This is a genomic window from Myxococcus sp. RHSTA-1-4, from assembly GCF_020037125.1.
GTDB lineage: Bacteria > Myxococcota > Myxococcia > Myxococcales > Myxococcaceae > Myxococcus.
The window spans coordinates 43457-56679 of record NZ_JAIQDG010000046.1; the positions used below are offsets into that span (position 1 = coordinate 43457).

At 70.3% G+C, this 13223-nt stretch carries 12 protein-coding genes; 5 read left to right on the plus strand and 7 right to left on the minus strand.

Features of this window, described 5'->3' with window-relative positions:
- Positions 1 to 33: 33 nt before the first annotated feature.
- The 7 genes from K8638_RS39665 to K8638_RS39695 all read right to left on the minus strand — a co-directional run bounded on the left by K8638_RS39665 (position 34) and on the right by K8638_RS39695 (position 8137).
- On the minus strand, positions 34 to 426 hold the full coding sequence (locus K8638_RS39665) for an SET domain-containing protein (RefSeq protein ID WP_223759953.1): 393 nt from the start codon (positions 424 to 426) through the stop codon (positions 34 to 36).
- 218 nt (positions 427 to 644) lie between these two features.
- Entirely contained in the window at positions 645 to 971 is a 327-nt protein-coding gene (locus tag K8638_RS39670) for a hypothetical protein (protein ID WP_223759954.1), read from the minus strand.
- Positions 968 to 1930 carry a GPI inositol-deacylase gene (locus K8638_RS39675; RefSeq protein WP_223759955.1) on the minus strand — a complete coding sequence of 321 codons (963 nt, stop codon included), beginning with the start codon at positions 1928 to 1930 and terminating at the stop codon, positions 968 to 970. Before K8638_RS39675 ends, K8638_RS39670 begins: the two co-directional genes overlap by 4 nt.
- Positions 1931 to 2064: 134 nt before the next feature.
- Positions 2065 to 5637 carry a M1 family aminopeptidase gene (locus tag K8638_RS39680; RefSeq protein WP_223759956.1) on the minus strand — a complete coding sequence of 1191 codons (3573 nt, stop codon included), beginning with the start codon at positions 5635 to 5637 and terminating at the stop codon, positions 2065 to 2067.
- Positions 5638 to 5641: 4 nt separating this feature from the next.
- Positions 5642 to 6508, minus strand: a complete 867-nt coding sequence (locus K8638_RS39685; protein WP_223759957.1) for an ABC transporter ATP-binding protein — start codon at positions 6506 to 6508, stop codon at positions 5642 to 5644.
- A gap of 83 nt (positions 6509 to 6591) precedes the next feature.
- Positions 6592 to 7296, minus strand: coding sequence for a metallophosphoesterase (locus tag K8638_RS39690; protein ID WP_223759991.1), 705 nt, complete (start codon positions 7294 to 7296; stop codon positions 6592 to 6594).
- The gene (locus tag K8638_RS39695; protein WP_370644231.1) at positions 7280 to 8137 is read right to left on the minus strand and encodes a nucleotidyltransferase; all 858 of its coding nucleotides are present in this window, start codon (positions 8135 to 8137) and stop codon (positions 7280 to 7282) included. The genes K8638_RS39690 and K8638_RS39695 overlap by 17 nt, the downstream gene beginning before the upstream one ends.
- A 206-nt stretch (positions 8138 to 8343) precedes the next feature.
- Here K8638_RS39695 and K8638_RS39700 point away from each other — a divergent pair, with 206 nt between their 5' ends.
- The 5 genes from K8638_RS39700 to K8638_RS39720 are packed head-to-tail and all read left to right on the plus strand — an operon-like array spanning position 8344 to position 13218.
- Positions 8344 to 9321 carry a hypothetical protein gene (locus K8638_RS39700; protein ID WP_223759958.1) on the plus strand — a complete coding sequence of 326 codons (978 nt, stop codon included), beginning with the start codon at positions 8344 to 8346 and terminating at the stop codon, positions 9319 to 9321.
- Positions 9322 to 9345: 24 nt separating this feature from the next.
- Positions 9346 to 9888, plus strand: a complete 543-nt coding sequence (locus K8638_RS39705; RefSeq protein ID WP_223759959.1) for a sigma-70 family RNA polymerase sigma factor — start codon at positions 9346 to 9348, stop codon at positions 9886 to 9888.
- Positions 9885 to 10658 carry a zf-HC2 domain-containing protein gene (locus K8638_RS39710; protein ID WP_223759960.1) on the plus strand — a complete coding sequence of 258 codons (774 nt, stop codon included), beginning with the start codon at positions 9885 to 9887 and terminating at the stop codon, positions 10656 to 10658. The genes K8638_RS39705 and K8638_RS39710 overlap by 4 nt, the downstream gene beginning before the upstream one ends.
- Positions 10655 to 12247: a caspase family protein gene (locus tag K8638_RS39715; RefSeq protein WP_223759961.1), complete on the plus strand. Its 1593-nt coding sequence runs from the start codon at positions 10655 to 10657 to the stop codon at positions 12245 to 12247. The genes K8638_RS39710 and K8638_RS39715 overlap by 4 nt, the downstream gene beginning before the upstream one ends.
- Positions 12248 to 12258: 11 nt before the next feature.
- Entirely contained in the window at positions 12259 to 13218 is a 960-nt protein-coding gene (locus K8638_RS39720) for a hypothetical protein (RefSeq protein WP_223759962.1), read from the plus strand.
- Positions 13219 to 13223 lie beyond the last annotated feature (5 nt).

A 13223-nucleotide genomic window follows, 5' to 3' on the forward strand; every position in this document is an offset into this window, starting at 1 on the left:
CCCACGGGGGTGTTCCCCGCCGCGGGCCCGGGCTCACATCCGCTCGGGCTCGATGATGCCCGCGAACGGCTCCCAGCTGTCTTCCATGGTGACGTAGTCGTCGGTGAGCTCCTCGCCCTCCGCGATGTCCCGGAGCGCGAGCGTGTACTGCCGCGTCGGGTCGTTGCCACAGTTCGGCTTGGGCGAGTGGTTCATGAAGCGCGCGTGGTCCCCACACAGCACCAGCGTGCCCCGGTCGCTGTAGGCGTAGCGGGACAGGAACGTCTTCATCATCTCCGGCATCCGCGACACCTCTTCCGGGGTGAAGCGCTGGTCCACTGGCGGGTCGAAACCCCAGACCACCGTGCCCTTCGAAATGGGCTGACCCGCGAACAAGCCGATGCCATGGATGCCGGACTGCGCGATGTACGTCTTCACACGCAACATAGGGAGTAGGTGTCCTCGGCCGTAGGGTCCCGAGACTCCGGCATCTTCCGACCCACGGGCTCCGTGCACGAGGTATTTACGCCGGGCCCGGGACGGAAGGCCATTTCCGCACACTCGACGAGGGGCCGGCGCCAGGGACACCTTGCCCGGACCGGCGACCGGCTCCCGCCAGCACCAGGCCCTCAGGTGGGGCTGGACTGGGAGAGGCGGCGCGGCGCTCAGTGCGTGGAGGGCGGTAACGAGGCGGGAGGTGGCACGTCGCGGATGCGTGCGTCGCCCGACCGCTTCTCCAGCACGTCGAGCGCGACGTCCACCGTCTTGCCGACCACGCGGTTCGCCAGCCGGACCATCGCGTAGGAGCTCGACAGGGCCAGGTCATGGAGCGCGTGGATGCGGCGCACGGGAGCGTCCAGCGGCCGTATCTTCCGCAGCAGCCGGAAGGGCACCGCCGCGGTGCGCCTGTGGACTCCCTCGACGGCCGTCGCGCCATGGTCCACCACGTCCTGCACCAGGGCCTTCAGCCCGCGCCAGCGCTTCATCTTCATGGAGACGCCTCCTCGAACCAGGCCCGGAGCCGGGCGTAGACCTGGGCATCGTGCGCCAGCGCGACATGGTGGGTGCCGGTGACCACCTGCACATTCCCTGGCGGGACGAGGAGGCCGTGGCCCGCGCCCCCTGCCCTGCCCGCGGCGCTCGCCATGGGGACCACTCCGTCCCCGAACAGCACGGAGAGCAGGTGCCGCTCCTCGGCGGCCAGCGTGCCCACGAGCAGGTGGTGCGAGATGCCGGGGCGCAGTGGGATGGGATGACCGCGACTCTGGAGGGGCACGCCCAGGTCCTTCACGCCACTGCTGCGCAGGTCCGCCACGTCCGCGATGAGCTGCGTGTACGCATTGGGAATGCCGCGCAGCACCCTCGAGACGGCACGGCCCATCCGCTCCAGCGGGCTGCCCATGTGCGGCACGCCGATGTAGACGGCGCGGCGTACGCGGGACAGCCACGCGTGGCCCGCCTCCGCGGCCACATGGCACGCGCTGCGCACCACGAGCCCGCCCATGCTGTAGCCCACCAGGACGAGCTCCTCGACGGGCACCGGAAACGCGGCGACGAGTTCCTCCAGCAGCCGCGCCAGGGACTCACCGTTGCCGGAGATGTGCAGCCCCGTGTTGTAGCGGAGGTAGAGCGGCGTGAAGCCGTGGTCGCGCTCCAGCAGCGAGCCATAGGTCACCGTCGGCTCGCCAGGGAAGGACCAGACGGCCTCGGTGACGGCCAGCCCGTGGACCCAGAGCGCCAGCCGTCCCCGAGAGTGGGGATACGCCCGCTTGAGCGACTCGCGGTCGAGCCGGAGCGGGCGCCCGTCGAGGAAGAGCTCCATGGGCGTGGCCAGCCCGTTGTCCCGGCGGTGGAGGTAGTCACCCACCACGCCGTTGAGGACGCCGATGGCGAACTCCAGCCGGCCGCCGCCCGCACGCGGCGGTGGGCCGGCGTCGGCCGGGGAACTCACCAGAGGAACCGCCGCGCTTTCCGGCACGGAGGCCGGGACATCCATCACTTCAAGTGGGGGCAAGGGGGCCTCGTGGCCAGACCCTGACACAGCGCATCATGAATCACCAGGGCAGCCCCCGAAGCAAGCCCCTGTCACCTCGCCTCCAGCTTCCAGAGATTGTCCGTCCGCTCCAGCTCGATGCGGCGAAGGTACGGGTCCACGCCGACGTAGGCGGGCCGCGCGTTCACGATGACGGACACCTCGGCCGGCGCGCCCGTGAAGCGGTGCTTCGCCGAGTACAGCGCGGGTTCGCCCTCCGTGCGCCCGGTGAACACGGCGACGTCCAGCTCCTCGTCGAGGTCCAGCGCGACGTCCTCGCCACCGCGCCGGGCCGTCTTCGCGGCGGCAATCCGGGCCGTCACACGGTAGCGGCCATCGGGCAGCGGCTCATACGACGCCGACTCCACCTTCAAGTCGTAGAGCACGACCTCCTTCAGCCACTGGTCGATGAGCCCACGGTGCGCCTCGGAGTCCTCGGCGTGCAGCGCGGCCAGCAGGTCGCGCGTCGTGGGTGGCGCGCTGGGATATGCGCGCTCCCGCACGAGCCGGCGCAGCGCCCGGCTCATCGCCGCCTCGCCCAGGAGGTCTCGCAGGGCGTTCATCACCAAGGCGCCCTTCCCGTAGTACAGGTACGACTGGTCCCTCGCCGCGGAGAGCGGCGGCTCCACCTCGGACTCCGAGGCCCTGCCCGTCAGATAGCGCTCCAGGTCGTAGGACAGCACCTTCCGGACGTGCGCCTCCCCATGCAGGGACTTCAGGACGAGCTGCTCGGAGTACTTCGCCAGCGACTCGTTCAGTGTCGTGGCACCCGGTCCGTCCGCCGGGTCCACCTGGTGGCCCCACCACTGGTGCGCCACCTCGTGCGCGATACGCCGGGTGACGAGGTCCACGTCCTCCGGGTTGCGCGTGTCCGCCAGGAAGCCGCGATGCTCCGGGTAGTAGATGGTGTTCGACAGCGCCAGCGCGCCGAAGCCCCAGGTGGAGGGAATCTCCACGATGCGCAGTTGCTCGTGCGGGTATGGACCGAACGCCTCGCCGAAGACGTCCAGCGAGCGCGTCGCCGCGGTCATCATCCGGCCAACGTTCTGCCCGTGCCCGGGGTGGTAATACACCTCCACGTCGATGCCCTGGTGCCGGACCTTCTCCACCGCATACCGGGCCGACACGATGGCGAACCAGTTGAGCATCGGCCGGTCCATGACGTAGCGGAAGTAACGCCGGCCGCCCTCCCGCCACTCCCTCCGCAGGACCCCCGGCGCCACGGCGAGCTGGTCGTCCGACGTGGAGAGCGTCGTGTCGAGGGTGATCCACTCCCGCGCGCGACCGTTCCCCGGGGAAACGCCCGGCTCCTCCCAGGCCAGCTCCGCGTCCTCCACCTCGGGAAGGCCCCGCTTGCGCCGCTCACGCGCGTCGCGCAGCTCATAGGTCTTCCGGTAGCCGATGCTCGGGAACACCTCCACGTTGGTGATGAACGAGCCATTCCCTGCGATGGAGGAGTCGATGTCCTGCGTCTCGACGCCACGCCGCGCCACCGCGAGGTCGAAGGTCAGCTCGGCCCGTGCTCCGGGTGGCAGGGGCTGCTCCAACCGGAACTCGTACATCCCGAAGCGCGCATCGTGCGAGCGCTGCGCCGCGCCCGGCAGCTTCAGCTCGACCCGCGTCACGTCACGGCGCACGGCGACCCAGACGGTTTCAATGGGCTCCGCCGTCCGGTTCTCCATCCGGTAGGTGCCGGACACCTGGTAGCGCCGCTCCTCGGGAAAGAGGGCGACGTCGGCCTTCACCGCGACGACGCTCGGCTGCGCCAGCGTCTCGTACCGCTTGTAGGTCTTCTCGTAGTCCGCCTTCCAGTCCGCGAGCTGCTCGCGCGTCTCGTAGGTGTTCAGCACGTTCGTGCCGTGGAAGATGAAACCACCCGTCACCGAGAACACCCCCAGGCAGGCCGCCGCCCCCACCTGCCCGCGCCTCCCCCACTGCCGGGGCAACGCCACGAGCCGGGCCCTCGGCGAGGGGCTCACGCCGCGCCGCCACAGTCCCCAGGTGACGAGCACCAGGAACGCGGCGAACGCCCCCCAGTACGCCATGAAAGCGGAGAAGGACCCGAGCGCGGCCCCGAAGCCATTCATGTCCGAGTGCACCACCGGGGGCCCACCCGCATACCGCAGCAGGCCGTGCTCCAACCCGAGCCGCGCGCCCTGCTGGACGACCAGGGCCACGAGCAGGCTCAGGAGCATTCCGACGTACCGGTTCGGACTCAGCGTCTGGACGAACAGCACGGCCACGGCGAACAGCACCAGCGGCAGCCCGGTGAAATACAGGAGCGACAGGTAGAGCCCCGGCTCCAGGTGGTGGTAGCCCCGCGTGAGCTGGTACAGCACCGCGACGCCCATGGCCACGGCTGACAACAACACCGTCACCAGGGACAGCACCACCAGCTTGGACAGGTAGAACACGGCGCTGGAGGCCGGCGTCGCGTCGAGCACCGAGTCGATGCGGACCGCCCGCTCGCGCCAGACCAGCTCGGCACCGAAGTAGATGAGCGTCATGGTGCCGATGATGGACAGCGACTGCTGGAAGGCGGAGAGCAGCAGCCCCGTCGTGGGCCAGAGGTGGGTGCCGTACTCCACGCGGGTGGCGCCGGCGGCCACGTCCATGCCCACCATGAACACCCAGAGCGCCAGCAACGACAGGAAGGCCCCGCTCCTCAAGACGTAGCGCGACTCCAGCCGCACCGCTGACGCCAGCGCGGCCCAGGGCACGGCACCCGGGTGGTCCTGTCCCGCCATGGGGCGATACGAAGACGCCACGCGCGCCGGCTCCGCGGACTCGTCCCTGCCCGCCTTCGTTCCGGGCGACACGTGAAAGGAGAAGCGCCGGTAGACGAGCCCCAGCACCCCGGCCGAGACGCCCAGCCACAGGACGCGGTTCCAGAGGAAGTGGCCCTCCAGGGCGAGCAGGCGCGTGTTCCGCTCCTGCTCGGTCCAGTATCGCGTCTGCTCGAAGAACGCGGACAGGCCGAACGGGTCCAGCAGCGCGGCGCGCATCATCGTCTCGGGTGTCTGTGCCGCGGCGCCCGCCATCAGCGGCGAGTCCCCCAGCAGGGAGCCCACGAAGTACAGCGCATAGACGAAGACACCGCCCACGTAGCTGGCCAGCGTGCTGCGCGTCAGCACCGAGATGGCGAACAGCAACGACGCCGCGAAGACCAGGTTGGGAAGCACCAGCGCCACGAGCGCCCAGAGGTAGCGGAGCACGTCCACGCTCCCGAGCCGCTCCGGGTCCACCGCCACCACCAATGGCGCCAGCATCAACCCCACCGCCGCGGCGCAGAACACCGTGAGCGCCGCGAGCAGCGCCCCCGCGAACCTCCCGAACAGGTACGTCCGCTTGCGGATGGACGTCGCGAAGACGAGCTCCTCCATCCGGTGCTCGGTGTCCCGCAACGCCGCGTTGGCGCAGAAGGAGGTGAGCATGAAGATGGCGAGCAGCGACAGCAGCCCCAGCGACTGCATGACAACGTACGGCGAGTTGACATGGATGTTGTCCGGGCCGTAGCCGGTGCTCACGAACACGAAGCCCATCAGCAGGCAGACGGCCAGGGCCACGTAGAAGGAAGCCTGGCGCGTCTGGTAGCGCCACTCGAAGCGAAGGAACTCGCCGAGCATGGTGTCACCTCTGGAGGAGGGCTGCGAAGTAGACGTCCTCAAGGTCCGGCGCCACGACGTCGAACCCGGGCCCCGGCGGCCCCTCCGACAGCACGCGGAGCACCGTCCTCCTCCCGGAGAGCTGCGTGGAGAGCACGGCCAGGGACTCGCGGTGGCGGGCCACCTCGTGCTTCTCCACCGTCTTCCGCCACACTCGCCCGGCCAGCTCCGCGACCAGCGTCTCCGGGGCCCCCTCCCTCAGCACCCGCCCCTCCGACAGGATGGCCATCCTCGGGCACAGGTGGCGCACGTCCTCGACGATGTGCGTCGACAGCAGCACGACGACGTTCTCCCCCACCTCCGCGAGGAGGTTGTGGAACCGGTTGCGCTCCTCCGGGTCCAGCCCCGCCGTGGGCTCGTCGACGATGAGCATCCGTGGGTCTCCCAGCAGGGCCTGGGCGATGCCGAAGCGCTGCCGCATTCCTCCCGAGAAGCCGCTCACGGCCTTCTTGCGGTGCGCGTGGAGGTTCGTCTGGTGCAGCAGCGCGTCCACCTGCTCCGCGCGCTGGCGCCGGTTCGTCAGGCCCTTGAGCACGGCCAGGTGGTCCAGCAACTCCACCGCCGAGACGCCGGGGTACACGCCGAAATCCTGTGGCAGGTACCCCAGGCGCTGGCGGTGGGCGCGCGGGTCCGCGAGCACGTCGGCGCCGTCGAAGGTGAGCTGCCCCGCGTCAGGCTCCTGGAGCGTGGCGAGGATGCGCATGAGCGTGGACTTGCCCGCTCCGTTCGGCCCGAGCAGCCCGAAGAGGCCCCGCTCGATGGTCAGGTCGATGCAGTGGAGTGCCCTCACCCCGTTGGGGTAGGTCTTCGTGACGCCGGAGATGCGCAGCATGGGGGAACACGCCGGGAATGGGGTTGTCACCGGCGGTACGCACCGGCATGGCCCCCCATTGCATCCGCCCCCGCGATTCCCCCTCACACCTCCAGCAGGACGTAGCGCTGGTCCGGGGTGTGCCGGGCCAGCAGCGGCAGGGCCACGTTGTAGACGGGGATGCCGCTCTTGGTCTTCCCGTTGCGAGTGCCATGGTGCGCGTGCCCGTGGAACACGGCCTCCGCGCCATAGTGGTCGATGGGCATCGACAGCCGGCTCGTCCCGAGGAAGGGGCGAATCTCGATGTTCTCCCCGTCCAGCGTCTCCGGCACCGGGGCGTAGTGCATGATGACCACCTTCTTCTCCGTATCGAGGTGGCTCAGCGCGGCCTCCAGCTTGAGCGACTCGGTGACGGCCTCCTGCACGAAGGACTTCGTCTGTCCCTCGCCGAACGCCTGGAGCGTCGCGTTGCCGAAGCCTCCGCCGAAGCCCTTCACCCCCGCCACGCCCAGCACCTTCTCGAAGATGAAGTGGTCCCCGTCGAGGATGTGGACGCCCACCTTGGCCAGCTCGCCGCAGATCTCCCTGACCTGGTTGTGCTCGTAGTCGTGGTTGCCCAGCACCGCCGCGCACGGCACCCGCAGGGCGGACAGCTCCTCCGCGAGCACCTTGCCCTCGTCGAGCATCCCGCGGTCGGTGAGGTCACCGCACAGCACGAGCAGGTCCGCGGTGGCGTTCACCTGTTTGACGAGCTGGCGGAAGCGTCCGTGGTGGTCCTCGCGGCAGTGCAGGTCACCGACTGCCGCCAGCCGAATTTTCGAGCTCGGATCGCGCGCCACGCTCGTCTCCCTGCTTTCTGTCGTTCTCGTCCCAGGCCCGCCCGTCGCCGAAGCCCCAGTGGTGGATGTCCACGTGGTAGTTCACCCGCGAGATGAGGTTGCCGCGGCACAGCTTGTCCTCCCAGCAGCCCTCGCGGATGGAGTGCAGCGTGCGGCTCATCAGCTCCGCCATCACCCAGTCGGGGACGAGGTCCCGCTCGGACGGGTAGGCGAAGCGGAACATCATCACGTGGCTGAGCAGCACCTCCCAGTACCGGTCGAAGCGGCGCATCAGCCGGTCCCAGTCCATGGTGGGGCCCGCCTTCAGGAACAGGTGGTTGACGTCCGAGCCGTCATACCGCTCGCGCTCGTTGACGAACGCCTTGGACCAGATCATCTCCTCGGCGGGCGCCACGAGACACTCGTGCCCGAAGATGGTGGACGTGCGGGCGTGCTGGAACCACTCGTCGTCCACCACCGCCACGCCGTTGCCGGACGAGAAGATGAAGTCGACGAAGTACTCCCCCTTGTAGGCCTTGTAGAGCCACACCTCGTCCGCGCGCTCGGTCCTCCAGCCGTCCTTCTCCAGCACCTCGAGCGCTCGCAGCGCGTCCCGCTTGCGGGGGAAGAGGTCCAGGTCCTTCGTGTCCCGGTAGATGCCGGTATAGGTGGCGTACGCGTACGCACCGCCCACCACGAAGGGCACCCCCGCGTCGGCCAGCAGGCCAATGGCCCGGGCGCGGGCGTTGATTTCGTCCTGAGCGCGGTCGCGCTCGGCGAGCGCCGCATCCGTGCCCATCTCCCCGGGATGATTGGGGTGTCGCTTTTCCATGCGCGAAAGGTAGGGATGCCGGATTTCCGCCGTCCGAAGGCCGGGTGAAAATGCCTGGGGAGCGGACGGGCAGCCTCCAAGCCCTTGAATTTCCGAACATTTCCCCCTCCAGGCAGGCACCTTTTCTGTTTTCCGGCCGGGCTGTGTCCATTGGGGCGAACACGCTGCCGCACGGCCCTCCGGGCCGCCGGAAAGGAAGAAGGACCATGCTGCGCAAGAGCCTGCTGTGTGCCGCCCTGATGTTCGTTGGCTGTGACAACGCGAAGAACGATGAGGAGTCGTTCCGCGAGGGTCTGCCCTCCCGGGAGATGGTGGAGATGAAGACGCCGAAGAGCGGCGGCCAGGGGCTGACGGCGTTCTACGGCCAGGGGCAGACGGCGGAGTACTACGCGCTCACCGTGGGCGCCGCGGTGACGGTCAACGGCGGCACGCTCTGGGTGCTCAACCTCATCGAGGAAATCGTCAAGCACCCGCCCTCCTCCATCGAGGGGGACGTGGCGGTGTGGGGGCCGCACACGGACTCGCTCAGCGCCGTCACGTGGAAGCTGACCGTCACGCGCACGGACGAGAACAGCTACTCCTGGAACCTGGAGGGCAAGGCGAAGACGGCGGAGGACTCGGCCTTCGTGACGGTGCTGTCCGGTACGCACACGGCGGCGGTGGACGAGGACGGCGAGCGCATGAAGGGCTTCGGCTCCGGCGAGTTCCTCATCGACTGGGAGATGAGCCGCACCCTGCCCGGCGCCAACCAGAACGACATGGGCACGGCGGAGATCCACTACTCGCGCACGGGCGCGGCGGCGGTGGCCTCGGTGGAGGCGGAGTTCACCCAGATCCGCGATGCGGAAGTGCTGGGAGGCCGCCTGGACGCGACCTACCGCTACAAGCAGGCCCCGGGCGCCGGCGGTGAGCTGGACTTCGTCATCAAGAAGAACATCGACCTGGACCCCGCGCGCGGCGCGAGGGAGAACCTGGCCATCAAGAGCCGCTGGGAGGGCACGGGCGCCGGCCGCGCTGACATCAAGCTGTCGGGCGGGGACCTGTTCGGAGAGGCCACGGTGAACGAGTGCTGGGACGGCAACTTCCTCAGCGCGTACTTCGCGGTCAGCTTCAACCCCGCCCTCGGGTACGGCGCGGTGAGCGCGTGTGGCAACTTCAGCACGCCGGTCTACTCCACGCTGTGAGCCGCTCGCGGTAGTCTGCGCCGCGTGACGGGAACGAGCCAGCCGGTCCTCAGGGTGATTCCAGGTGGCGCCCACCAGGACCGGCGGGCGTTGCTGCGCGAGCTGTATGCGAAGTACGGCGGCAGCGTGCTGGGGCGCTGCCGCTATCTCTTGAAGGACGCGACGCGGGCGGAGGACGCGATGCACGACGTCTTCGCCCGCGCCCTCACCCAGGGCGAGGACTTCCGCGCGGAGTCCTCGCCGCTGACATGGTTGATGAAGATCGCCACCAACCACTGCCTCAACGTGCTTCGGTCGGAGAGGGCGGGCTGGCGGCAGTGGTTCGAGCGGGACGCGGCGGCACGGCCGGAAGGGCACGGAGGCCAGGGCGAGATGGAGACGCGGGACCTGGTGCGCCGGCTGCTGTCGAAGGTGGACCTGGAGACGCAGGCGGCGGTGGTCCACTACCACGTGGATGGGATGACGCTGGAAGAGGTGGCGGCGGTGCTGGGACGCTCGGTGCCCACCATCCGCAAGCGGCTGGAGCGCTTCGCCGAGCTGGGCGGAGAGGAGCTGAGGGTCCGATGAGCGCGCACGAGTCGGAGTGGACATTGCGCCGCCTGAGCGCCGGGGAGCTGGCCGCCGCCGAGGCCGCCCGTGTCCGCGCCCATGCGGCCACGTGCGCGGCGTGCGGCGCCACCCTGCGCGGAATCGAGAAGGACCAGGCCCTGTTCGAGGCGGAGGTGCCCTTCGAGCGCTTCGAGGCCGGCGTGGAGCGCGCGGTGCAGCGGCAGCGGCGGAGCGAGTCCTTCCGCGTGCCCCCGCGGCGCTGGGTGGCGACGACGGTGGCCATGGCCGCCTCGGTGCTGGTGGTGTTCCTGGCCCGGCCGCTGCTGAGCCCCTCGATGCACGGCCGCCTCAACCGCCTCAAGGGCGGCGCGGTGGCGGAGCTGCGCATCGGCGGTGGCCTGGACCCGCAGCGCGAGGCCCGCATCGACGCGCCCGAGGCGCTGGCGCGGGGCGAGCGGGTGATGCTGGGATTCCGGGTCGAGCAGCTCCGGTACGTGGCGGCTGTGTCGGTGGATGCCATTGGCGAGGTGACGCCGCTGCACCCCGAGTCAGGCCAGGGCCTGCCGGTGCGGCCCGACCCGTACATGCTCTGGCTGCCGCAGAGCTGGGAGCTGACGGGCTCCGGCGCCGAGCGCGTGGTGCTGGTGCTGTCGGACGAGCCCCTGAGCGTGGAGTCGGTGATGGACGCGGCACGGCGGGCCTTCCAGGCGGCGGACGGCGACGTGGAGCACATGCCGCTGCTCGACGTGCCGGGTGAACAGACGCACTGGGTGCTGCTGAAGCCATGAGTCCCCTCGCCTCCTTCCGAGCCCTGAGCGTGGCGCTCGCCCTGGTGGCCACGGCCGCGCACGCGGACGCGGTGCGCCGCTTCGCGCTGGTCGCCGGCAACGACGAGGGGGGTAGCGACACGCGCCCCCTGCGCTTCGCGCGGGACGACGCGCGGAAGATGCACTCGCTCCTGGTGCGGCTGGGCGGCGTTTCCCCCGGCGACGCGAAGCTGCTGCTGGACGAGGACTCGAGGGACTTCCTCGCGGCGCTGGCGGACCTGGAGGCTCGCGCCCGCGCGGCCCAGGCCCGGGGCGAGCGCACCGCGCTGCTGGTCTACTACTCGGGCCACGCGAAGGACGGCTCGCTGCGGCTGGGCGACTCGAGGCTGCCCTTCGAGGACCTGAAGCGCCGGCTGGCGAGCGCGCCCGCGGACATCCGCATCGCCATCCTGGACTCGTGCCGCTCCGGCGCGCTGACGCGGACGAAGGGCGCGCGGAAGGCGCCCGCGTTCGAGATTGAATCCGGCGCGGCGCGCGACGCGCGGGGCCTGGTCATCCTCACCTCCAGCGCGGCGGACGAGGACTCGCAGGAGTCGGACGCGCTGCGCGGCAGCTACTTCTCGCACCACCTGGCGAGCGGCCTCTTGGGCGACGCGGACCGCAGCGGCGACGGGCGGGTGACGCTGTTCGAGGCGTACTCGCATGCGTACGCGCGCACGGTGGCGGACACGGCGGCCAGCACCGCGGGCGCGCAGCACCCCACCTTCAGCTACGACCTGGCGGGCAACGGGGACCTGGTGCTGACGGACCTGCGGGCCAGCGGCGAGGGCCTGCTGGTGCCGGGCGCGGCACCTCCGGGGACGTACTACTTCGTGGACCCGGGCGGCATGGTGGTGGCGGAGCTGGACAAGACGGAGGACGTGGAGCGCCGGGTGGCGCTGGCGCCGGGCACGTACCGGGTGAAGCGCCGGCTGCCGGACCGGCTGCGCATCGGCGAGGTGCAGGTGGCTCGCGGGCGGCAGGTGGTGCTGGAGGAGGCGCGGCTGCGAGACGCGCCCTTCTCGGATGACCCGGTGAAGGGCGCGGCGCGGGACGGCGGCGCGTGGTGGACGCTGGGGTTCTCCGGTGGAGTGCAGTCCTTCTTCGACGGGCCCACGCGGGACACGCTGTTCCTCTCCGTGGGCCTGCTGGGCTTGGAGGCACAGCTCCACGACTACTTCCGCCGGGACTGGGTGTGGGGCGTGGACGTGGCGGCGGGCGGGAAGCAGGCGGTGCTGGCGCTGCCCACGCTGGCCGGGCCGGCCTACCGCTACTCGGTGACGAGCCTGGGTACGACGCTCACCTCCGAGTGGCCCAGGGGCAGCGTGGCCCCCTTCGTGGGCGCGCGGATGGCGTACCTCGTCATGCGGCGCGACTTCGATGATGAGGTGTTCCCGGACCAGAAGTTCGCGATGTTCTCCCCGGGCCTGGTGGCCGGCGTGCGCTGGAAGCCGTTGCCCCGCCTGCACGTCACCGGACGCGCCCGGGCCCACTACCTCCAATACACCGTCGATGAGCAGCGCTCGCTGGGCTACTGGGAGCTGGGCGCGCTCCTCACCTACCAGCCATGAAGGAGCACGCGATGCGATACCTGGCTCTGGCCTGTCTGTGCCTGGCGGCGGCCGCGTGCGGCGGCGACTTCTCCAACGACGACCTGGAGTTCCTCAACGCGCTGCCGCGCCGCGAGGACCTGGCCGCGGAGCTTCCGGCCGCGAGCGAGGGGCGCTCGGGTGGTGGGCTGACGACGCGCAAGGACAAGCTGCTGGTGAACCTGGGCGAGCTGTCGCAGGTCGCCGGGGACACGGACGAGTCGGGGCACGAGTTCAACACGGCCGTGGACGGACTGCTGTCGCTGCTGGAGCACATCCGCAACGCGCCGCCCACGTCGCGCGAGCCGGACCGCCGGGTGTGGGGCCCGTTCAAGGACCAGGAGCATCCAGGCTTCGACGTGCGCTTCGTGATGGAGCGCCAGGAGCTGCGCTTCGACTACCGGCTGGAGTACCGCCGCACCGGCGAGGGCGACGGGGACTGGTGGGCCTTCCTGGTGGGCTCGTTCGAGGCGGACGCGGGCATCCGCAAGGGCGTGGGAGCGCTGTACCTGGACGTGAAGCGCGCGGAGCAGGAGGGCTTCCCGACGGGTGGCCTGTTCCTGCTGGACCGGCTGGACATCGAGTACCAGACGAAGGCGCTGCCCACGCGGGTGGAGCTGGCGTTCACCCCTCGGGGCGGGCTGACGGCGCCCACCCGCTACACCTACCGCGAGGCGGCGGGCGGGCTGGGGGAGATGAAGTTCCTGATTCCGGACATCGACCTGGTCCTCGGCGGCAGGCTGGAGGACGTGGAGCTGACCACCCGCTGGGCGCCGGACGGCCGGGGGATGGGCGTCCTGGAGGTGCTGGACGGGGACATCACCGGCGCGAAGTACACCGAGTGCTGGAATGCCCTGGGGCGCGTCACCTTCATTGCCCGGAGCTGGGACTTCTTCAATCCGACCGAGGGCGACCGCAAGTCGTGCCCGGACTTCTCCGCGCTGGACGAGTAGCCGGG